Below are 20,215 nucleotides of genomic sequence, written 5' to 3' on the forward strand. Positions count from 1 at the left end.
AAAGATACAAAATGCCGTTTTGACAATACTACAACTTTAGTTCCATTTTATCTCTTTTTTACTGATGCATATGCAATAAAAACTTGAGGTCAGTCCTAAAACAACCCGCATGTCTGCCCGCTATTTAAACAAAAGAAATTTAGCACCCGTGTTATTTTTGGTGTTGATAAACCGTTTTGAACGCAGCTTTGCTATAATTCTCCGCTAAAAACACAAAACAAAAGAGCAATGTCATGTCTTTAATAGCAAAAGGTACGCTAAATAAAATGCGTGCTTCTCTCGAAGGCGAGGTTCACTATCGCCTTCCGGTCGGAGATGAAGAAATCGACCTAGCACCATTCATCGGTCAAACCCTGACTCTGACGCATACCGGTAGTATTTACTGCTGCTCTTGCGGCAAGAAAACCAAAAAAAGTTACTCTCAAGGGCACTGCTTTGTTTGCATGAAAAAGCTCGCTAGCTGCGACATGTGCATCATGAAGCCTGAGACGTGTCACTACGATCAAGGTACTTGTCGCGAGCCACAGTGGGGTGAAGAAAATTGCATGGTGGACCATTTCGTCTACCTTTCGAACACGTCGAGTCTGAAAGTCGGTATTACACGCCACACTCAAATCCCTACCCGTTGGATTGACCAAGGCGCCACACAAGGCTTGCCGATCTTTAAAGTCAAAACTCGTCATATCTCAGGGTTGATCGAAGTAGAACTCGCCAAGCATATTGCAGACAAAACCAATTGGCGCACGCTGCTCAAAGGCGATGGTGAACCAATGGCGCTGGAAGAAAAGTTCGCGCAGTTGCTGCCGCTTGTGGAAGACAAAATCGCACAAATTCGTGCTCAATTTGGTGATGACGCAATTGAAGTGCTCAATGCAGAGACCACATCTATCCAATATCCGGTAACGCAGCATCCAACCAAAATCACTTCTCACAACTTTGATAAGAACCCAGAAGTGACAGGCGTACTTCAAGGAATTAAAGGTCAGTACATGATCTTTGATACTGGCGTGATCAACATTCGCAAATTCACATCTTACGAAGTGGAAGTCAGTAGCTAGGATTCCGCTAGCTTTTAGTGACATACAAAAGACCTCCAACTGGGAGGTCTTTTTCATCGTTACGGGTTGAGGATCGCTTTGAGTTCATCAAACAAGAAATCGACTTCTTGGAGCGTATTGTAGTGCATGAAGCCAATACGGACGACACCGCCCGATTTTTCCAAGTCTAATTGCCTCACCAAGCCCAATGCATAGAAGTGTCCATTCCAAACACACACATTGCGTTCACCGAGTTTGCGTGCCACTTCCTCGGGAGAAATACCATCAAAGGTCAGTGCAAAGGTCGGCGTGCGAAGTGCACTGTCCGCTTCTTTTCTTCCCCACAATGTGACGCCTTCAAGCTCATCCAAGCGTTTCAAGAATCGCTCACTCAGAGCACATTCGTGTTGGTTGAACTGCTGAAACGAATCCACCAAACGTGTTCGTAACGGGTCACCATCATAGCCCCATTGAGCCAAGTATTTGACCGCTGCAATCACACCGGCAAGCCCTTCAAAGCTCTGTGTCCCAGTTTCGAATCTTCCTGGGCCAATATCCGTTGCCGGTTCAACTTTATACGGCTGCAAGGTCTGAAGCCATTTCGGAGCAACGTAGGCAATGCCCACATGCGGTCCGAAAAACTTGTAGGCGGAGCAGGCGAGAAAATCACATCCTAGCTTTTGTACATCCACAAGATGATGTGGCGCGTAGTGAACCGCATCGACATAAACCATTGCTCCGACTTGATGAGCGGCATCAACCACTCGCTTAACATCGACAATGGATCCCGTGGTATTAGACGCATAGGTCAGCGCAACTAACTTAGTGTTTTGATTGATTAATGAAAGCAGATGCTCGATATCTAGAGTACAGTCATCTTCTACAACTCTTGCTTGATGAACAATAGCGCCTTTGTCTTCCGCCGCTTGTTGCCAACTCGACACATTCGAATAGTGGTCGAGCGCCGTCACGATAACTTCATCACCTAACTGCCAACCTCGACTAATAGAGCGACTAAGTTGGAAAGTGAGTGATGTCATGTTGGCGCCAAAGACGATGTTGTCAGCCGATTCTGCATTCACGAGTGCGGCGGCGTGTTCACGGGCATCTTTCATCAGCTCAGTGGTACGCTTGCTCGAAAAGTAATGACCCCCAAGGTTGGAATTATAAAAACCCAGGTAGGCATTCATTGCCTCTAATACTGACAGAGGAACTTGAGAGCCACCCGGCCCATCCAAAAAGATGACTGGAAGATCATCGTGAGTTTGCTGTAAGGCGCTAAACTGCGCCCTAACTAAATTAGGAGTGAAGTTCATTCACCGCTTCCTTCGCTGTTAATACAAATACATCCATGTGGCCCGCTTCGCCTTCAATAACCGAGCGGATTGGTGTCGCGTTGTGCCAAAGCTTGTTGTCAGCCAACATGGCAACTTCTCCGCTTTGTAGCGTTTTACGGAAAAATGGCGCTTCATTAAAACTGTTGTAAAGCATGATATCGCCACCTTCAATATTGTGACGCCCCATACCAATCAAAGCGATGTGATCAAACCCATCCTGATGAACACCCTCTGGCGCAACTTGTGTTTCATCGTATACCGCCGAGATACGAATTTGGTGAATTTCGATCTCCTGCCCATTGGCAAGGCCATTTGCCTGAACGAACACTTCGCAGATTTCGCGCATTCCTTCGCTTGCTAATGTGGTTTGTTCTACAGGTTCGAATTGGCGAACAACGTTACCTTGAAAGCGATTGATCTCATCAGTTTGCATAAACTCGTTTTTATTTAGATCGATCACTTTGCCATCTCGAAATTCAACGACGGAGTAACGACGTAATCGATACTGACCATCTGCATGCTCCGTGTTTGGTAACTTAGTAAATGATGGGGCAAGTTGAGCAATGGCATTGTCGCTGAGTTTGGTGAGTTGTAGGGTTGTTTCGCGAGTATGTAACATCATCATCTCCTTAATGAGTGTACATAAAGTAATTTGTTCTTAACATCTTGTTCACAACCATTATTTGCGTAGTTATTCCGTCAAATCAAGAATTTTCAGTTTTTATATCCAACATTTTTACAAATTAAATACAAATAACCACCAATGCATCACTTACTAGTGATAGATACCAATATTGAACAATTCATAACTAAAAAACTAGAAGACTTCACTAACAAGGAATCATTTCGAATTAATTTCAATGGTTTACCGCCTATCCCAAACGCAAAAACGGCAACGTTTGCGTTCTAATCTATAACCATTTATTACAGTTCTATCTCTTGTGAACTGGCGGTTTACCCCCATATAATCGAAAGCGTTAAAAATTAATAAGCGTCACCGCTATGGAGCACAAATGAGCGACGTAAAACACAGTAAATTACTAATTCTTGGTTCGGGTCCTGCTGGGTACACAGCCGCGGTTTATGCCGCTCGCGCAAATTTAAATCCGGTGCTTGTCACAGGCATGCAGCAAGGCGGCCAATTGACGACTACCACTGAAGTTGAAAACTGGCCAGGTGATCCAGAAGGACTAACCGGTCCAGGTCTGATGGATCGAATGAAAGAGCACGCGGAGCGCTTCGAAACCGAAATTTTGTTTGACCACATTAATCAAGTCGATTTCAGCCAGCGCCCTTTCCGTCTGAAAGGAGACAGCGGTGAATACACCTGTGACGCGCTTATTATCTCGACTGGCGCTTCGGCGAAATACCTAGGCCTTGAGTCTGAAGAAGCGTTTAAAGGACGTGGTGTTTCAGCATGTGCAACGTGTGATGGATTCTTCTACCGTAACCAAAAAGTGGCAGTTGTAGGTGGCGGTAACACAGCCGTTGAAGAAGCGCTCTACCTATCGAATATCGCGTCGGAAGTTCATCTGATTCACCGTCGTGATAGTTTCCGAGCAGAGAAAATTCTCGTTAAACGTCTGATGGATAAAGTTGAAAACGGCAACATCATCTTGCACACCGATCGCACACTGGAAGAAGTAGTTGGTGATGATATGGGTGTAACTGGCGTTCGCATTAAAGACACTCGCTCAGACGCGGTTGAACAGATTGATGTCATGGGGGCGTTTATTGCAATTGGTCACCAGCCTAATACTGCGATTTTCGAAGGCCAACTAGAGATGAAAGATGGCTACATCATTGTCCAGTCGGGCCTAGAAGGCAACGCGACCCAAACGAGCATCCCTGGCATTTTCGCCGCGGGAGACGTGATGGATCACAACTACCGTCAAGCGATCACATCGGCGGGAACAGGGTGTATGGCAGCCCTTGATGCAGAGCGTTACTTAGACGGCCTTGCAGACAGTCAATAATTAACCGTCGCTAAAAGATATTTTTCATTTTTAGCTCAAATCCTTAAAGCCCTGCGGTATTCCCGTGGGGCTTTCTTTTGTATAATGCCCTGCTCTAATTGCAATAATAATTATCATTAAGCCTTCATAATGGATAAAAAGAAACAGCGCGGCTTGAACAAGTGGCTCAAACAGCAAAGTAAGCTAGCAAAACGCTGGCTGATGATCGCTGTTGGCCTTGGCGTCTTTTCAAGCGTGTTACTGCTGGCTCAAGCGGCCTTGCTCGCCAACATTCTACATTCGTTGATCATTGAACAAGTTGATAAATCTTCTTTACTCCCCGATTTTGTTGGCTTAGCGATCGTTATCGCAGTTCGCGCGCTCTGTTCATGGGGTCGAGAAGTCGCCGGATATCGTTGCGGTGAACAAATTCGCGTGTACATTCGTCAAGTGATCTTAGACAAGCTCAGAGAACTTGGCCCTGCCTACATAAAAGGTAAACCAGCTGGCGCTTGGGCAACCTTGCTGCTTGAACAAGTCGAAGACATGCACGACTTCTTTGCACGTTACTTGCCGCAAATGTCATTGTCGGTGCTTGTACCCTTTGTCATTTTAATTGTCGTTTTCCCCGTGAACTGGGCTGCTGGCTTGATTTTCCTACTCACTGCGCCGTTGGTTCCTATGTTCATGGCACTTGTAGGGATGAAAGCGGCGGACGCCAACCGCAAGAACTTTAAGGCCCTGCAACGATTGTCGGGTCATTTTTACGACCGTCTGCAATCAATGACGACGATCCGCTTATTCGATAGAACAAAAGCGGAAACTGAAATGATGCGTGGTGCCTCTGAAGTATTCCGAACTCGCACCATGGACGTCTTAAAAATCGCCTTTTTGTCTTCAGCTGTACTCGAATTTTTTACCTCTATTTCGATCGCACTGACCGCAGTTTATTTTGGTTTTGCTTTTATCGGTGAACTCAACTTTGGCGACTATGGCGCGGGGGTGACCCTGTTTGCCGGACTCTTTATATTGATCCTCGCTCCTGAGTTTTACCAACCATTGCGCGACCTAGGCACTTTCTACCACGCGAAACAGCAAGCCGTTGGCGCGGCAGAAAGCATTGTCGACTTCTTGGAAACCGACGTTGATACCGTTCGTTCAGGCGATAAAACACTCGATGGCGACGAAACAGTTACCATCTGCGCCCGCGATCTCGAAGTCTATTCTCCCGAAGGCGTCAAACTGCTCGGGCCAATCAGCTTTGAGTTAAATGCCGGCCAAACAACCGCGCTTGTCGGCCCTAGTGGCGCAGGTAAAACGAGCTTAATCAATGCCATATTAGGATTTTTACCCTATAAAGGGTCTCTCTCTATCAACGGTCTAGAACGAACCGAGCTTGATCTCGCGAGTTGGCGTGAAAAAATCAGTTGGGTTGGGCAAAATCCACTGTTACTGCATGGCTCTATTCGCGACAACATCACTCTAGGCAAAAGCCACGTTTCGGATTCAATCATTGCCAAGGCGCTTAATGAGTCGCACGCCGCTGAATTTGTCGAAACACATGGCTTAGAGTATCAAGTGTCGGACCGCTCTGGTGGACTTTCTGTTGGTCAAGCGCAGCGCCTCGCTCTTGCCCGCGCCATGATCCAAAACGGACAATTTTGGCTGTTGGATGAACCTACCGCGAGCCTCGATGCGCGCAGTGAGCGCCTAGTAATGCAAGGCCTTGAAAGCCAGATTACAGACAAAACAACGTTAATGGTCACCCACCAGCTGACGCCGTTGAAGCGGGTTGAACACATTCTAGTGATGGAAAATGGCCAGCTCGCACAAGCAGGATCATTTGATGAACTTTCGTCTCAAGATGGACTATTCAAACAGATGTTAAAAGCCAATCAGGCACTCGACCAAGCAAATAAGGGGAATCTCGATGCGTGATTTACTCCCTTACTTAAAACTGTATAAGAAACACTGGTTTGGTTTATCACTAGGGATGCTCCTCGCCTTTCTAACCATTGCCGCATCGATCGGTTTGCTAACCTTATCCGGCTGGTTCCTCTCTGCCGCTGCCGTTGCTGGCTTAACCATTGCCCGTGAAACCTTCAACTACATGTTGCCTGGTGCCTTTGTGCGCGGATTCGCAATGGGCAGAACCGCAGGACGTTGGGGTGAGCGCGTTGTTAGCCATAACGCGACCTTTAAACTACTCACCGACTTGCGCGTGTTCTTTTTCTCCAAACTCGCTCCTCTGATTCCTGGTCGAGTTTCAAACTTGCGAGACGCCGATCTGCTCAACCGCCTTGTCGCAGACATCGACGCAATGGATCACGTCTATCTAAGACTGGTCAGCCCAATGGTGGTAGGTCTGTTCGGTATTGCAGGTCTTACAGCGCTGCTTTGCTGGTTTGATCGTGATCTTGGGTTAATTTTAGGTGCGATTCTGTTAACGCTGCTACTCACATGGCCAGTGCTGTTCTATAAGTTGGGTAAACGTAACGGTTCAGAATTAACACAAAACAAGGCTGACCTAAGAATTGCTACTCTTGACTGGTTACAAGGCTACAGCGAACTGACATTATTTGGCGCTCAAGAACGTTACAGAACGGCAATCTTAGACGCTCAACAACGTTTATTGAAAAATCAGTTGTTCAACGCACATTTTGCGGGCTTGGCTCAAGCCTTACTGATGTTAGCAAATGGTTGGACGGTCGTACTGATGCTTTGGCTCGCGGCAGACGGCGTTGCTGGCAATACCCCAGATCCTATGATCGCTCTTGTCGTTTTCGCCACCATGGCAAGTGTAGAGTTACTGATGCCGATCGCGGGTGCCTTCCAGCATCTTGGCCAAACGCTCACCTCGGCGCGACGCCTCAACGACATCACATTGTCGGAACCTGATGTCCAGTTTACTCAGCAAGATATCGAACACTCTAACGAGTATTCTATCGAGTACAAAGGCATTACTTTCCACTACCCTGATAGCGATGTTGATGTGGTCAGCAATATCAATTTGTCTATCCCTGCACGTCAACGTGTCGCGGTTGTCGGCCAAACGGGATCGGGTAAGTCAACGCTGCTTCAGTTGCTTAACCGTTATTGGGATGTACAAAAAGGCGAGATTCTCATCGCGGGACAGCCAATTAAACGGTGGAGTGAGAGCCAGCTTCGTCAGGCAATCAGCGTGGTCAGTCAGCGCGTGGATATTCTAAACGGGTCTCTACGTGACAACCTGCTCATGGCTTCGCCAGATTGCGACGATGCAGAGTTAACTGCTATTTTAGCTAAGGTTGGTCTAGAAAAACTTCTTACTGAAACGGGCTTAGATACTTGGCTAGGTGACGGTGGACGTCAGCTTTCAGGGGGCGAAAAACGTCGAATAGGTATTGCGCGGGCACTGTTACACAATGCACCGATCTTACTGCTTGATGAGCCAACCGAAGGTCTTGATAAGCAAACAGAGCAGCAAATCATGCAGCTGTTTGAGTCGCATTTCGTCGATAAAACCGTTCTGTTCATTACTCACCGACTCGTTGATCTCGATAAGATGGATGCCATCTGCCTGATTGAGCAAGGTGAGATTGTCGAATACGGCAGTCACGATGCGCTTATCCAGCAAAAAGGTCGTTACTATCAACTCAACCAAACGCTATAAACAACTAAAGCCGAAGTCACCACACTTCGGCTTTTTTACTTCTACTATTGAGCTTGTCTTAACTCAGTTTGTGTTGGCTGCGCAAATTCAAAAGCCAATCAACGTCACTTTGCCTTGAGCCATATCTGGGATTTGACATGAAAAGTCGAGCCGAGAGGCCGGATCTTTTTCATAGAGGTGTTTGAGTTTTTCAAATGGTTTGGTGATGAAGTTGACACTTTTCAAACGTAAGCTTTTTCGAGAGTTGGAATCCAAGAACGCGATGGAAGATTGCTCAAGGACCTTATGACAGCTGTCGAGTATTCGCTTAGACACCACTTTGTTGTGGATCGCCGTTTGGATATCGGCCTGAGTCACGGTTTTGTTTCCCTGTGAAAAGACGCAAATAGCGTAAAGATCAAGCAGAGCTATCGCTTTTAAGCGCTGCGTTTCCGAATCTTCATACACGGCCATCAGACAAGGCAGTTTACTCTCATCAAATTGCTGCAGTTGGATAGTATGAATCCCGACCTCTCCTCCGATCACCTTGGTCAATAACTTGGCTAACTGCGACAACTTTGGGAGCGCCAACTCGGGTTGCACATCGGCTTCTGGCTCAATCAACAACTCATCTTCTTCTGCTCCCTGAACCAAAGGAAGCAAGGCTCTATGCAATTGTTCATCTTCAAAGGGCTTAGAGAGCACAAACTGTGCGCCAGCTGATAGAGCAAGGTCTACTTGGCTCTGTTCATCAACCGTGGTGATCATACCGAGTTTGACATTCGGCGCGCACTTTTTGACCTTAGCAATCAAGTCCAACCCCGTCATCTCCGGCATGTACCAGTCGGTTAACACAATTTCTGGTTGCCACGTTGCCACAAGTCCAAGCGCTTGGGTCGCACACGGTGTTTTCTTGATCGATAGCTTTCGATACCCAAAAGACTCTAAAGCGCGGCGCACAATTTCAAGCGTCGCTTTGCTGTCATCAACGATCAAAATCTTCACGTCATGTGCGTCCTTTCACTCTATCAACTGATTCAATTATAGGTACATTTTTCATCGACAACTAAACTTACCCTATTCTCTCAACCAACCTAGGTAACGCTATGACCCTAACACCAGAGAACCTAACTGCACTCGCGGTCGATGCCGGTCTGCTTATTTTACTGGCCTGGTTCATTGTCCTTTGGTTAATTCTTCGTGAGTTTCGCCGTTTCGCAAAGGAGGTATCGGGAAACAAAGCGATGGACTCTTCCACATATTCGTTGTGCCAAGAGTCGGTTGATAAAGCGCTGAACTATACCAATGACAACAGCCAAACGCTCAATGACCTCATTGAGATTCAACAAGCGCTAGAAGCACAGGTTTCACAGATTAAAGCAGAAAATGATCGCATGCTGAGTGAGCAAGACAAGGAAACGGTGGATGCTTTAACGTCGAAGCTGAGCAAATCTCACCAACTGATCACCAAACTTCGCACCGATCTCGACCGAAGTGTGCGTGGTTTACGAAAAGCAAAATCCAAGCTAGCAAAACAACATGATACCGTCGAAAGTCTACGCCAAGAGAAAGCGCAAATAGAAAAAGAGTTCGACCAACTTGAGCATGAATATATCCAAATTAGCGAATCTGGTGGTGCACCCGATAGCTTCAAACAACATTTGCAAGAGAAAGAGCAACTGCTGGCAACCATTGACAACTACAAGAAAAAGCTCGCTTCGGTAGGTGACATTGACCAACTCAAGCAAGAGTTGGCCAATGTCAAACGGCAGCTCAAACACATCACCAAAGAGAAGGATTTCGTTGAGAAGAAATATTTGGATTTAATCAACGAGAACAGCTAATAACACACTGCTGTTTGACGTTATGACGCGCTATCACTAGAACCTGGTTCTGTTGATCTCGGTTTAACCAAATCAAACTTTTGGTCTTTGAGTAACGTAACGGCTTGTTTAACGTCGCTAATCAGCGTCGAATCATCGTCGGCAGACTTTCTCTGTAACGGCAAAACCAAGTAATGCATCCCACCTTCTGGTAAAACAACCGCTGTCGCAACAATCACATCGCCCTTTGACGCAGTACCAAAGTACTCAGACACCACTTGCGCTTCACTCACGCCATAACTATCCAAATAATCAGGGTCTGTGTTATCAAACATGATCATTTCACCGGCTTGTATCACAGCATTCAATTGGCGCTCTTTTTCTTCATCAAACGGGTAATCGGTAGTATTGATGTAGCGTACCTGCTCTGATTCAATAAAATCATAAAGATCGTTGCTGAGTTGATTGATGGGGTCAGACAACCACGCCGTCTCTGGTAGGGGAACCTCTTCTACTATCGTGTCAGTCGCGTCGTTTGCACGCTCCTGATTTGCACTCGGCGTTGCATGCTCTGACTTAAGTGGCTGTTGAGCATCTTGAGTCACTGACAAGCGATCAGAACTCGACTCAATCGGTCGATTCTGTACACGCTCATCTCCCATGAAGTTGAGCCCAAGGTAAAGTGCACCTAAAGCCAACGATACCCCGACAATCACATTTATTCTTGTCATATATTGAATCCTATCCAAGAGTGGTGTTGCCATTACCGCACGCATTGGCATGGGTAATGGCAGTTTAGGTTAGTGGTAAAGGTTATCGTTCCAAGCAATCGTCACCGTGCGGTCTGTTTGCGTCCAGTGGCTACTGTCTCGGTTTTTCTTCCAGCTGTTTTGGTATGAGGTATACCAACTGCACCAATCACGACCGAAGTAGTAATTGGTTTTTCTCCAGCCAGCAACCAGTTTGATGTCCGTCGTATTTTGGCCGTCATTGATGTTTTCTTTGCGGTAAACCGCGCCAACTTGTGGTTTGAAGTCAGAACGCATCACGATTGGCAGTTCGTTGTAGTCAACTAGATTTCCCATCCCACAACTTGTCCAGCGATACAACAACCAATCTTTTGCTGGTGTATGGTTTCGAATAGTTCGGTTTTCAATTAACCAACTGATGCTTTCATTGGTTTGGTTGAAGTCAGCAACGGTCTGAAACTCTGGTTGGTCATACGTCACACGGTTGCTCCAAGATACCCCTGCATTAATAGAAGGCGATTGAGAGGCAGTGAAACCCAAATTAAAGTCTAGGGATTCACTCACAGAAGCGGTCGCAATGGTATTTTCTGGCGCGTGGCTCATATGGCGTAAAGGGGCACCGTTGGCATAACTCAACGCAAGCTTGAACGCCGTTGGAACGGTATAACGGTAATCTCCTCCGGTTGCAAAACCATAAATTTGTTCCTTATTCGGAACATTGGTCATGTCAAAACCCGACCCACCGTTCAGTAGTAATTTGGCCTCTTTCGCTCCATCTGGTAACAAAGAGCTATTCCAAACATTCTCTAGCGAATATATAAGGCGAATCTTCTTCGATCTCGCATCACTGTCGTCAAGTTCCAGTAAGGTCGAGGTGTACGCTTTCAAGGTGTCTGCAGCGTAAGCGGGAGCCAAGGCTCCAATTAAAGTAAGTGCTACCGCACTCAGGGTTACGCGTTGGTTATTCATTATATTATCCTGTTAATTATGTTTTATATATTATTAAAACCTAATAAAAGAATTAAGCCATCATTAGGAAAAACTTAACTAACTACTTATTTTTTAAGTAGATAAATGCTAACTAGCAGCATTCATCCGGATAATGCTTCGCCGAATTTTATAAAAAAAGCAGAATAATATTTCGATGGGATACTTGTTCCATTACTTAACCAAACTGCTTTCACCATATTGATATTTATAAGAATAATATGTTAACAATATTTAGTTAATCTAGATGAATTTATATTCACCCATCGCGTCAACACAGCCCCACCGAATTCCACGCTTTACTATTAGATGAAAAATTTCGTTGACCTTAAGTATGGTTGAGGTTTTAGCCTGTTCTACAACTCAATTAACTTGACTAAAAAGGAACATGATTTGTCTAAGATTGCGATTATCTATTTTTCTCAAACTGACGTCACAGCCCAACTGGCCAAAGCAATTGCCGCTGGGATTGAAAGCCATGGCGGAGTTGAAGTTATCTCTCATCGAATAGCAGGCAGAGAGATTGTCGAAGGCCGATTTTGTAATGCTGAACTATTTCAGCAATTGGTGGATTGCGAAGGGATAATTTTCGGCTCCCCAACCTATATGGGTGGCGTCGCGGCTCAGTTCAAAGCATTTGCTGACGCCAGTAGTGACACTTGGGTAGAGCAAAAATGGTCGGGGAAAATAGCAGCGGGCTTTACCAGTGGGGGCGCGATGAATGGCGACCAATCTAGTACCCTTCAATACATCCAGACTCTCGCTGGTCAGCATGGCATGCTGTGGTTAGGTCTAGACAAGACGACAGGAACAGGTGAGCTGGGGCTCAATCGGCTTGGCACCCAAGCAGGCGTTGTGGCCCAAGGGGTTAATTGTGAAGTGCACCCATCGGATCTTGCAACTGCAAAGTACTTAGGAGAAAGAATGGCTCTGTGGATAAAACGGATAAAAACCAGAAGGTGAAAACGAAAAAAGCAGCCAGAAGGCTGCTTTTTCAATTATTTACGCGATTGGCGTTGAGGTTTGCTATTACCTTGTTTTGCGCGAGAACCTTGTTCTCCAGCACCTTTACGCGGTTTACGACGCGATGGGTTGTTGCTACGACCACCACCGCTGTTTACTCGCTCTTCGTGACGCTTAACGGCGCGACGAATCTTTTGGCTACGAGAGCGCTCACGTTTACGAGAGCTGTTCGCTTTGTTTTCATCGAGTAACGTTTCTTTTTCTGGGCGAAGTTCAACAAGTTCACGCAAGTAGTTTACTTGTTTAAGGTCTAGCTCCATCCAACCGCCGCGTGGCAGTTTCTTGTCTAGGTAGATATCACCGTAACGAACACGTTTAAGACGGCTTACCGTTGTCTCTTGAGATTCCCAAAGACGACGAACTTCACGGTTACGACCTTCGTTAATTGCGACATAGAAGGTGTGGTTCATACCATCACCACCAGCGTACACAACGTCTTCGAAACGTGCCATACCATCTTCCAGCTCAACACCGCGAACTAGGTTTTTCACTTTTTGCTCGGTCACTTCACCGAACACACGTACTAGATATTCACGTTCTACCTGACGGCTTGGGTGCATTAGGCGGTTTGCCAGCTCACCATCGGTTGTGAATAGCAGCAGGCCTGATGTGTTAGCATCAAGACGACCAACAGAAATCCAGCGCGAACCGCGGATTTTTGGTAGACGGTCAAATACAGTGCGACGACCTTCTGGGTCATGACGAGTACACAGTTCACCTTCCGGCTTGTAGTAAGCAAGAACACGACAGATAACCTCTTCCTGAGCCTTTGCAGACACAGTATGGCCATCAATACGCACAATGGCGTTTTCATCTTCTAGTCGCTCACCAAGTTTAGCGACAACGCCATTCACACTGACACGGCCCGCTTTAATCAAAGCTTCCAGCTCGCGACGTGATCCATGACCTGCTCGTGCTAATACTTTCTGTAATTTTTCGTTCATTTATTTACCTATGTGTCGTCTTCGCAGACGTCGAATAAAAATGTGCGACCCGAAATCGCGGCCGCACATTATCGCAAAAAGTGTGTCGGAAATCACGAACTTTTGATTACTCAAATGGCGTTGGATCACCCGAACCCAGTCGAGCGATGACGGGGTCATCATCACTGAAGTCAACCACCGTGGTTGGTTGCTCACCAAGGTAGCCGCCATTCAAAATACAATCGACGGCGTGCTCTAGTTTGTCACGGATGTCCTCTGGATCTGATTCTGTATAGTCGTTACCTGGCAAAATCAATGAGGTCGACATCAGCGGCTCACCAAGCGCTTCGAGCAAATCAAGTGCGATTTGGTTATCTGGCACACGAATACCGATCGTCTTACGTTTTGAGTTCATTAAGCGACGAGGAACTTCTTTCGTCCCTTTAAAGATAAACGTGTAAGGACCTGGGGTGTTATTTTTCAGCAAACGAAACGCCGAGTTATCAACACGCGCGTAAAGCGAGAGCTCAGACAAGTCTCGACACAACAGAGTAAAGTTGTGTTTCTCGTCAAGACGACGGATCTGACAGATACGCTCCAAAGCCTGTTTGTTTTCTAGCTGGCAACCCAATGCATAGCCTGAGTCTGTTGGGTAAACCACTACCCCGCCATTACGAATGATTGCTACAGCTTGATTGATCAAGCGAGCCTGTGGGTTTTCTGGATGAACGTAAAAAAACTGGCTCATTGTAATTCCTCATTATCGAGTCTCTCGACTCTATAGTTAATTGATATCGACTTAATCCGGGCAAATTACTCTGCGCTTGAAGGCTCGATACCCCAATCTTTCCATACAGGTTCGACGCCTGATGGCAACCATAAGTTGCGCCCTAACTCCATCCACGGAGACGGATAGTGGAAGTCGCTACCTTGAGAAGCTAATAGTTTGTATTGTATAGCATAATCAGCTAAGTTGCGTCTTTCTTGTTGCCCTTGTTGTGGCTGTGCGATTTCCATCGCGTCACCACCGGCTTCAACAAATGCCGCTAACAGGCGTTTTATCCATTTTGCCGTTAAATCGTAGCGGCCAGGATGGGCAAGGACAGCTTGCCCACCCGCAGCGTGAATGGCCTCAACAGCTTCACTCATCGAGCACCATGCCGGCGGTACATAACCGGGATTGTTGCGCGTCAAATACTTCTTAAACACTTGCTGCATCGTTTTCGCGTAGCCATTTTCAACCAGCCATTTCGCGAAATGAGCTCGAGTGATAGGCGCGTCGCCCGCTATTTGTTTGACTTCTTCAAGCACGCCTTCGCGAGTTGCTTTGCTGAGGCGATGTGCGATCAGTTCCGCGCGCCCTTCTCGATGAGCTTTTTGCTGCGCAATCAACGCCTGCAACGCTGGCGAGTTGGGATCAATATTCAGCCCAACAATGTGGATGTCTTTATTTTGCCACACCGTGGAAATCTCAATGCCATTAATAAGCTTAATCGGCAGTTGGTTTTCATTAATGTAGTCGTGAGCAGGCGCTAACCCATCGACGGTATCGTGATCGGTGATCGCTATTACCTCAAGATTGAAACTGAGCGCTCGATCAATCAGTTCGTTTGGTGGCAGTCTTCCGTCAGAGGCAGTGGTATGGCTGTGTAAATCAATTCTCATATTTCTATTTTTTTAGTTGACTTTTTACCTCTGCACTAGTTAACTAGTACACAAATACGAAGTACCTGAATTTAAGGCCAACTATGTTACAAGAAATTACCCGTGACCAGAAACTGAAAGTTGCAGCGCTCTCAAAGAGCCACAACTCTTCTGTGGATGCAGGTAATCTTATTTGGTGGCGCACTTGGACAAGTTCTTGGTGGGCTAGCGTGTACTTCTAAAAAGTTAGAAAGGAATACCCCAAGCCCGCTCAAGTAGCGGGCTTTTTGTTTTGTAGTCTGTCTCACATCTAAGTGCTTAAACAATCGACAATTTGAACCAAAACCCGATTGGGTGAACGTTTGCTTTGTGCCACTATGTACGACAGGAAGATTTAAAGTTTTATATAAAAAGGAGGTCTTGTGAACAAGGCCATTGAAATCAGAAAGCTAGGAAACCTTGAAGTTATTCAAGCCTCTGCTCCTTACGCGCAGGACCCAACGCGTTTGTTCCACACCTTGTGTGAGAATAAAACCGATAGCCTGCTGTTAGAGTCCGCTGAAATCGACTCTAAACAAGACCTTAAAAGCCTGCTCATCGTCGACTCTGCCGTTCGTATTGTCTGCTTTGGTCATACCGTGACCATGACAGCACTCACCGACAACGGAATGCACTTACTCGCTCACCTAGCGCAAAACATTCAATCAAACGTTACGCATCATTTTGAAGGCCAAGTGCTCACACTAGAATTTGACGCTCCTTGCGATACCCTTGATGAAGATTCAAGACTGCGTGAAGCCTCTTCGTTCGATGCTCTTCGCCTTATCCAGCATAGTTTCGACCTTAGCGATCAGCATCCGCATGCCCTATTCTTAGGCGGACTGTTTGCCTATGATCTCGTCGCAAACTTTGAGCCACTCGGTGATGCTGAGCAAACTAACCAATGCCCGGATTACGTCTTTTACGTTGCTGAAACCTTATTGGTCGTCGATCACCAGCGTCAAACGTGTGATTTAAAGGCAACCTTGTTCGCAAACAGCGATCAAAAAGCGGCACTGGCTGCGCGAGTGGAGCAAATCCAAGCTGAGTGCGCACAGTTAAAGCACTTGCCGAGCGCCAACCAACTGACCACGGTCGAAGCCGTTCCAAGCGTATCAGATGCAGATTTTTGCCAAACCGTGCGTGATTTAAAGCAGTTTGTCGTCAAAGGCGATGTATTCCAAGTGGTTCCATCGCGCCGCTTTACTCTACCTTGCCCTTCTCCACTGGCGGCATACAAAGAGCTGAAAGTGAGTAACCCAAGCCCTTACATGTTCTACATGCAAGACGAGCTTTTCACTCTGTTTGGCGCTTCACCGGAAAGCGCGCTTAAGTATGAAACCGACACCAACCAGATTGAAATCTACCCAATTGCCGGGACTCGTCGTCGCGGTAAACGCCCGAATGGTGAGATCGATTTTGACCTAGATAGCCGCATTGAGCTTGAACTGCGCAGCGATAAAAAAGAAAACGCTGAACACATGATGCTGGTTGACCTAGCACGTAACGATGTCGCGCGTATCTCTCAAGCTGGTACTCGCCATGTCGCTGACCTACTGAAAGTCGACCGTTACAGTCACGTCATGCACTTAGTGTCGCGTGTGGTTGGCCAGCTACGTGAAGACTTAGATGCCCTGCACGCTTATCAAGCCTGTATGAACATGGGCACATTGACGGGCGCGCCTAAAATTCGCGCGATGCAGTTAATTCGTGATGTGGAAGGCGCACGCCGTGGCAGTTACGGCGGTGCTGTGGGTTACTTAACGGGCGAAGGCACACTCGACACCTGTATTGTGATTCGCTCTGCGTATGTCGAAAATGGCATCGCCCAAGTTCAAGCCGGTGCTGGCGTGGTATTTGACTCCGATCCACAAGCGGAAGCAGACGAAACACGTGGTAAAGCTCAAGCGGTTATCTCTGCCATTCAAACCGCCCATCAAGCGCGCCAAGACAAGGAGTAAGTGATCATGGCTAACATTGTATTCATCGATAACTTTGATTCTTTCACTTACAACCTCGTTGACCAATTCCGTTCGCTAGGCCACCAAGTGACCATCTACCGAAACCATATTGCAGCAGAAGCGATTGAAGCGGCAGTAGCTAAGCTCGACAACGCTGTGGTTCTTCTCTCGCCAGGTCCTGGCGCTCCTTCAGAAGCGGGCTCGATGCCAGAGCTTATCCAACGCTTGAAAGGCAAAGTGCCAATGATCGGTATCTGCTTAGGTCACCAAGCCATTGTTGAAGCATACGGTGGTACGGTTGCAGGCGCAGGTGAAATCATTCATGGCAAAGTGTCGATGATGGCACACCAAAACCATCCAACTTATCTTGATTTACCTTCACCGCTCGCCATTGCTCGATACCACTCCTTGGTCGCAACCATGGTTCCTGACAGCTTAACCATTACCGCAGAAGTTGATGGTTTGGTGATGTCTGTGGTCAACGAGCAAGACAAGGTGTGTGGCTTCCAATTCCACCCAGAGTCAATAATGACCACCTACGGCGCAACCTTATTGGCTAACGCGATTGATTGGGCTCAACAACACAACGAGCAGCATTAAGGAGATTATTCATGGAACAGATTATTAACAAACTATATGACCAACAATCGCTGACTCAAGAAGAGAGCCAACAGCTGTTCGACATCATCATTCGTGGTGAGCTCGATCCGATTTTGATGGCATCGGCACTGACTGCACTCAAAATAAAAGGCGAAACACCCGATGAGATCGCAGGCGCAGCGAAAGCGCTGTTAGCCAACGCCAACCCATTTCCGCGCCCAGATTACGATTTCGCAGACATCGTGGGAACAGGTGGAGATGGCCACAACACCATTAACATTTCGACGACTGCGGCGTTTGTTGCGGCAGCGTGTGGTCTGAAAGTCGCGAAACACGGTAACCGTAGCGTCTCAAGCAAATCGGGTTCGTCGGATCTTCTTGACTCGTTTGGCATCAATTTAGCGATGAGTGCAGAAGACACGCGAAAAGCCGTCGACGATATCGGCGTCGCTTTCCTATTTGCACCGCAATACCACGGAGGTGTGCGTCACGCGATGCCTGTGCGTCAAACCATGAAAACGCGCACCATTTTCAACATTCTTGGCCCACTGATTAACCCTGCTCGTCCAAACATTGAACTGATGGGCGTTTACAGCGAGGAACTGGTTCGTCCTATCGCAGAAACCATGCTACAAATGGGCATGAAACGCGCCGCAGTGGTACACGGTAGCGGTTTGGACGAAGTGGCGATTCACGGTGAAACAACCGTTGCTGAAATCAAAGACGGTGAGATCACAGAATACAAACTAACGCCTGCAGACTTCGGTCTAGAAGCTCACCCACTAGAAGCGATTAAAGGTGGCGATCCTGAAGAAAACAAAGCGATCATCACCAACATCCTGACGGGTAAAGGGACAGACGCACAATTGGGCGCAGTGGCGGTGAACGTTGCTCTGTTGATGCGCCTATTCGGCCACGAAGATTTAAAAGCCAACACGCAGCAAGCGATTGAGGCAATGAATTCAGGTAAGGCGTACCAATTGGTACAACAACTTGCCGCACACGCTTAAGGAACTGAAGAAGATGACTGACTTCAACACTCAGCAAGCTGACAATCTGTCTGAACACGTTTCTAAGAAAGAAGCAGAAATGGCAGAAGTCCTAGCGAAAATTGTTCGCGACAAGTATCAGTTGGTCGCAGACCGTAAAGTGTCTCAACCGCTGAGCACATTTCAGTCTGACTTACTGCCATCTGACCGCAGCTTTTACGATGCGCTCAGCGGTGAGAAAACGGTGTTTATCACTGAATGTAAAAAAGCCTCCCCTTCTAAAGGCTTGATTCGTGATGATTTCGATTTAGATTACATCGCGTCAGTTTATAACAATCACGCTGACGCAATTTCAGTCCTAACAGACGAGAAATACTTCCAAGGAAACTTTGATTTCCTGCCGCAGGTACGTAGCCAAGTAAAACAGCCTGTTCTGTGTAAAGACTTTATGGTGGATGCCTATCAAGTGTACTTAGCGCGTCATTACAGTGCAGACGCCGTATTACTGATGCTGTCTGTCCTCAATGACGAAGAGTACAAAGCGCTAGAGGAAGCGGCACACAGCCTAAACATGGGCATCCTGACCGAAGTAAGCAATGAAGAAGAACTTCATCGCGCGGTTAAGCTAGGCGCTCGAGTTATCGGCATCAATAACCGCAACCTGCGCGACCTAAGTACTGATTTGAACCGTACCAAAGAACTGGCACCAACCATTCGCGAGCTGGCGCCAAACGCGACGGTGATTTCAGAGTCCGGCATTTACACGCACCAACAGGTTCGAGATTTAGCCGAATACGCTGATGGCTTCTTGATTGGCAGTTCGCTGATGGCAGAAGAGAATCTCGAGCTCGCAGTACGCAAAGTGACACTAGGTGAAAACAAAGTCTGCGGCCTCACTCATCCCGATGACGCGGCAAAAGCATATCAAGCTGGCGCCATCTTTGGGGGCTTAATCTTCGTCGAACAATCAAAGCGCTACGTCGATTTGGAAACGGCTCGGCTAACCATGAGCGGTGCGCCACTCAAGTATGTCGGCGTGTTCCAAAACCACGAGGCAGACTTTATTTGCCAGCGAGTGTCTGAGTTAGGTTTAAAAGCGGTACAACTTCATGGTCAAGAGGATCAAGCGTTTGTCACCGCACTCAAGTCACAACTGCCTGACCACGTAGAAGTCTGGAAAGCGTACGGTGTTACCGACAAGGTGCCAGAGTTGATCGCGCAAGGCGTTGATCGTCACCTCTTGGATACTAAAGTCGGATCGCAAACGGGCGGCACCGGACTGGTTTTTGATTGGTCGCTCATTTCCAATCCAGAAAAGGTGATGCTTGCAGGTGGAATTAATCCTTTCAATGCACAAAAAGCATCACAGCAAGGCTGCTTAGGCTTAGATTTGAACTCAGGCGTAGAGCACTCTCCAGGTAAAAAAGACCTAGACAAGCTGCAGCAAACCTTTGCCGCGATTAGAGACTACTAACACAAACAAAATTTCTTGAGTCGGAATGCCGACTCAAACGAAT

At 47.0% G+C, this 20,215-nt stretch carries 19 protein-coding genes and 1 other annotated feature; of the genes, 11 read left to right on the plus strand and 8 right to left on the minus strand.

Features of this window, described 5'->3' with window-relative positions; genetic code table 11:
* The first annotated feature begins 233 nt into the window (after positions 1 to 233).
* Complete coding sequence (locus U9J37_RS05425) at positions 234 to 1,058, plus strand: DUF2797 domain-containing protein (protein ID WP_005472129.1); 825 nt, start codon at positions 234 to 236, stop codon at positions 1,056 to 1,058.
* Between the two features lie 59 nt (positions 1,059 to 1,117).
* On the opposite strand, the gene U9J37_RS05430 is transcribed toward U9J37_RS05425, so the two are convergent.
* Positions 1,118 to 2,353, minus strand: coding sequence for a cysteine desulfurase-like protein (locus tag U9J37_RS05430; protein ID WP_005472111.1), 1,236 nt, complete (start codon positions 2,351 to 2,353; stop codon positions 1,118 to 1,120).
* On the minus strand, positions 2,337 to 2,996 hold the full coding sequence (locus U9J37_RS05435; RefSeq protein ID WP_038134312.1) for a 2OG-Fe dioxygenase family protein: 660 nt from the start codon (positions 2,994 to 2,996) through the stop codon (positions 2,337 to 2,339). The genes U9J37_RS05430 and U9J37_RS05435 overlap by 17 nt, the downstream gene beginning before the upstream one ends.
* A gap of 391 nt (positions 2,997 to 3,387) precedes the next feature.
* On the opposite strand from U9J37_RS05435, the gene trxB reads away from it, so the two are divergent.
* The 3 genes from trxB to cydC all read left to right on the plus strand — a co-directional run bounded on the left by trxB (position 3,388) and on the right by cydC (position 7,981).
* Positions 3,388 to 4,350: a thioredoxin-disulfide reductase gene (trxB, locus tag U9J37_RS05440; RefSeq protein WP_005471996.1), complete on the plus strand. Its 963-nt coding sequence runs from the start codon at positions 3,388 to 3,390 to the stop codon at positions 4,348 to 4,350.
* A gap of 129 nt (positions 4,351 to 4,479) precedes the next feature.
* Positions 4,480 to 6,267, plus strand: coding sequence for a heme ABC transporter permease/ATP-binding protein CydD (cydD, locus tag U9J37_RS05445; protein ID WP_005472156.1), 1,788 nt, complete (start codon positions 4,480 to 4,482; stop codon positions 6,265 to 6,267).
* Positions 6,260 to 7,981, plus strand: coding sequence for a heme ABC transporter ATP-binding protein/permease CydC (gene cydC, locus U9J37_RS05450; RefSeq protein ID WP_005471967.1), 1,722 nt, complete (start codon positions 6,260 to 6,262; stop codon positions 7,979 to 7,981). The genes cydD and cydC overlap by 8 nt, the downstream gene beginning before the upstream one ends.
* 87 nt (positions 7,982 to 8,068) lie before the next feature.
* Here the strand turns inward: cydC and U9J37_RS05455 are convergent, their stop codons facing one another.
* On the minus strand, positions 8,069 to 8,965 hold the full coding sequence (locus U9J37_RS05455) for a response regulator (RefSeq protein ID WP_005472002.1): 897 nt from the start codon (positions 8,963 to 8,965) through the stop codon (positions 8,069 to 8,071).
* A gap of 101 nt (positions 8,966 to 9,066) precedes the next feature.
* On the opposite strand from U9J37_RS05455, the gene U9J37_RS05460 reads away from it, so the two are divergent.
* The gene (locus U9J37_RS05460) at positions 9,067 to 9,804 is read left to right on the plus strand and encodes a GumC domain-containing protein (RefSeq protein WP_005471893.1); all 738 of its coding nucleotides are present in this window, start codon (positions 9,067 to 9,069) and stop codon (positions 9,802 to 9,804) included.
* A 20-nt stretch (positions 9,805 to 9,824) separates the two neighbouring features.
* Here the strand turns inward: U9J37_RS05460 and U9J37_RS05465 are convergent, their stop codons facing one another.
* Both U9J37_RS05465 and U9J37_RS05470 read right to left on the minus strand, forming a co-directional pair.
* Positions 9,825 to 10,514 carry a hypothetical protein gene (locus U9J37_RS05465; protein WP_043886891.1) on the minus strand — a complete coding sequence of 230 codons (690 nt, stop codon included), beginning with the start codon at positions 10,512 to 10,514 and terminating at the stop codon, positions 9,825 to 9,827.
* 69 nt (positions 10,515 to 10,583) lie between these two features.
* A complete protein-coding gene (locus U9J37_RS05470) occupies positions 10,584 to 11,501 on the minus strand; it encodes a leukocidin family pore-forming toxin (RefSeq protein ID WP_039479665.1) in 918 nt (305 codons plus the stop codon).
* Between the two features lie 411 nt (positions 11,502 to 11,912).
* Here U9J37_RS05470 and U9J37_RS05475 point away from each other — a divergent pair, with 411 nt between their 5' ends.
* Positions 11,913 to 12,482 carry a flavodoxin family protein gene (locus U9J37_RS05475; protein WP_005471894.1) on the plus strand — a complete coding sequence of 190 codons (570 nt, stop codon included), beginning with the start codon at positions 11,913 to 11,915 and terminating at the stop codon, positions 12,480 to 12,482.
* A gap of 35 nt (positions 12,483 to 12,517) precedes the next feature.
* Here U9J37_RS05475 and rluB read toward each other — a convergent pair whose 3' ends face one another.
* The 3 genes from rluB to rnm form a co-directional block, all read right to left on the minus strand.
* Complete coding sequence (gene rluB / locus U9J37_RS05480; RefSeq protein ID WP_005471913.1) at positions 12,518 to 13,486, minus strand: 23S rRNA pseudouridine(2605) synthase RluB; 969 nt, start codon at positions 13,484 to 13,486, stop codon at positions 12,518 to 12,520.
* 106 nt (positions 13,487 to 13,592) lie between these two features.
* Positions 13,593 to 14,213, minus strand: a complete 621-nt coding sequence (locus tag U9J37_RS05485; protein ID WP_005471931.1) for an L-threonylcarbamoyladenylate synthase — start codon at positions 14,211 to 14,213, stop codon at positions 13,593 to 13,595.
* 65 nt (positions 14,214 to 14,278) lie between these two features.
* On the minus strand, positions 14,279 to 15,130 hold the full coding sequence (gene rnm / locus U9J37_RS05490) for an RNase RNM (protein WP_005472066.1): 852 nt from the start codon (positions 15,128 to 15,130) through the stop codon (positions 14,279 to 14,281).
* An 83-nt stretch (positions 15,131 to 15,213) separates the two neighbouring features.
* On the opposite strand from rnm, the gene U9J37_RS05495 reads away from it, so the two are divergent.
* The 5 genes from U9J37_RS05495 to trpCF all read left to right on the plus strand — a co-directional run bounded on the left by U9J37_RS05495 (position 15,214) and on the right by trpCF (position 20,172).
* Entirely contained in the window at positions 15,214 to 15,351 is a 138-nt protein-coding gene (locus tag U9J37_RS05495) for a tryptophan operon leader peptide (RefSeq protein WP_005472031.1), read from the plus strand.
* Positions 15,298 to 15,401, plus strand: a sequence feature (Trp leader region). Its footprint overlaps the gene before it by 54 nt.
* 130 nt (positions 15,402 to 15,531) lie before the next feature.
* On the plus strand, positions 15,532 to 17,109 hold the full coding sequence (locus U9J37_RS05500) for an anthranilate synthase component 1 (protein WP_005472055.1): 1,578 nt from the start codon (positions 15,532 to 15,534) through the stop codon (positions 17,107 to 17,109).
* A 6-nt stretch (positions 17,110 to 17,115) separates the two neighbouring features.
* Positions 17,116 to 17,709 carry an aminodeoxychorismate/anthranilate synthase component II gene (locus tag U9J37_RS05505; protein ID WP_005472013.1) on the plus strand — a complete coding sequence of 198 codons (594 nt, stop codon included), beginning with the start codon at positions 17,116 to 17,118 and terminating at the stop codon, positions 17,707 to 17,709.
* Between the two features lie 11 nt (positions 17,710 to 17,720).
* A complete protein-coding gene (trpD, locus tag U9J37_RS05510) occupies positions 17,721 to 18,719 on the plus strand; it encodes an anthranilate phosphoribosyltransferase (protein ID WP_005471991.1) in 999 nt (332 codons plus the stop codon).
* 13 nt (positions 18,720 to 18,732) lie between these two features.
* Positions 18,733 to 20,172 carry a bifunctional indole-3-glycerol-phosphate synthase TrpC/phosphoribosylanthranilate isomerase TrpF gene (gene trpCF, locus U9J37_RS05515; protein ID WP_005472075.1) on the plus strand — a complete coding sequence of 480 codons (1,440 nt, stop codon included), beginning with the start codon at positions 18,733 to 18,735 and terminating at the stop codon, positions 20,170 to 20,172.
* Positions 20,173 to 20,215: the final 43 nt, after the last annotated feature.

Source organism: Vibrio sp. 16 (assembly GCF_963681195.1).
GTDB classification, from domain to species: Bacteria; Pseudomonadota; Gammaproteobacteria; order Enterobacterales; family Vibrionaceae; genus Vibrio; species Vibrio sinaloensis_D.

Coding starts and splice junctions, on each gene's coding strand:
- U9J37_RS05425 (WP_005472129.1), top strand. CDS start 234: ATGTCTTTAATAGCAAAAGGTACGCTAAATAAAATGCGTGCTTCTCTC.
- U9J37_RS05430 (WP_005472111.1), bottom strand. CDS start 2,353: ATGAACTTCACTCCTAATTTAGTTAGGGCGCAGTTTAGCGCCTTACAG.
- U9J37_RS05435 (WP_038134312.1), bottom strand. CDS start 2,996: ATGATGTTACATACTCGCGAAACAACCCTACAACTCACCAAACTCAGC.
- trxB (WP_005471996.1), top strand. CDS start 3,388: ATGAGCGACGTAAAACACAGTAAATTACTAATTCTTGGTTCGGGTCCT.
- cydD (WP_005472156.1), top strand. CDS start 4,480: ATGGATAAAAAGAAACAGCGCGGCTTGAACAAGTGGCTCAAACAGCAA.
- cydC (WP_005471967.1), top strand. CDS start 6,260: ATGCGTGATTTACTCCCTTACTTAAAACTGTATAAGAAACACTGGTTT.
- U9J37_RS05460 (WP_005471893.1), top strand. CDS start 9,067: ATGACCCTAACACCAGAGAACCTAACTGCACTCGCGGTCGATGCCGGT.
- U9J37_RS05465 (WP_043886891.1), bottom strand. CDS start 10,514: ATGACAAGAATAAATGTGATTGTCGGGGTATCGTTGGCTTTAGGTGCA.
- U9J37_RS05470 (WP_039479665.1), bottom strand. CDS start 11,501: ATGAATAACCAACGCGTAACCCTGAGTGCGGTAGCACTTACTTTAATT.
- rluB (WP_005471913.1), bottom strand. CDS start 13,486: ATGAACGAAAAATTACAGAAAGTATTAGCACGAGCAGGTCATGGATCA.
- U9J37_RS05485 (WP_005471931.1), bottom strand. CDS start 14,213: ATGAGCCAGTTTTTTTACGTTCATCCAGAAAACCCACAGGCTCGCTTG.
- rnm (WP_005472066.1), bottom strand. CDS start 15,130: ATGAGAATTGATTTACACAGCCATACCACTGCCTCTGACGGAAGACTG.
- U9J37_RS05495 (WP_005472031.1), top strand. CDS start 15,214: ATGTTACAAGAAATTACCCGTGACCAGAAACTGAAAGTTGCAGCGCTC.
- U9J37_RS05505 (WP_005472013.1), top strand. CDS start 17,116: ATGGCTAACATTGTATTCATCGATAACTTTGATTCTTTCACTTACAAC.
- trpD (WP_005471991.1), top strand. CDS start 17,721: ATGGAACAGATTATTAACAAACTATATGACCAACAATCGCTGACTCAA.
- trpCF (WP_005472075.1), top strand. CDS start 18,733: ATGACTGACTTCAACACTCAGCAAGCTGACAATCTGTCTGAACACGTT.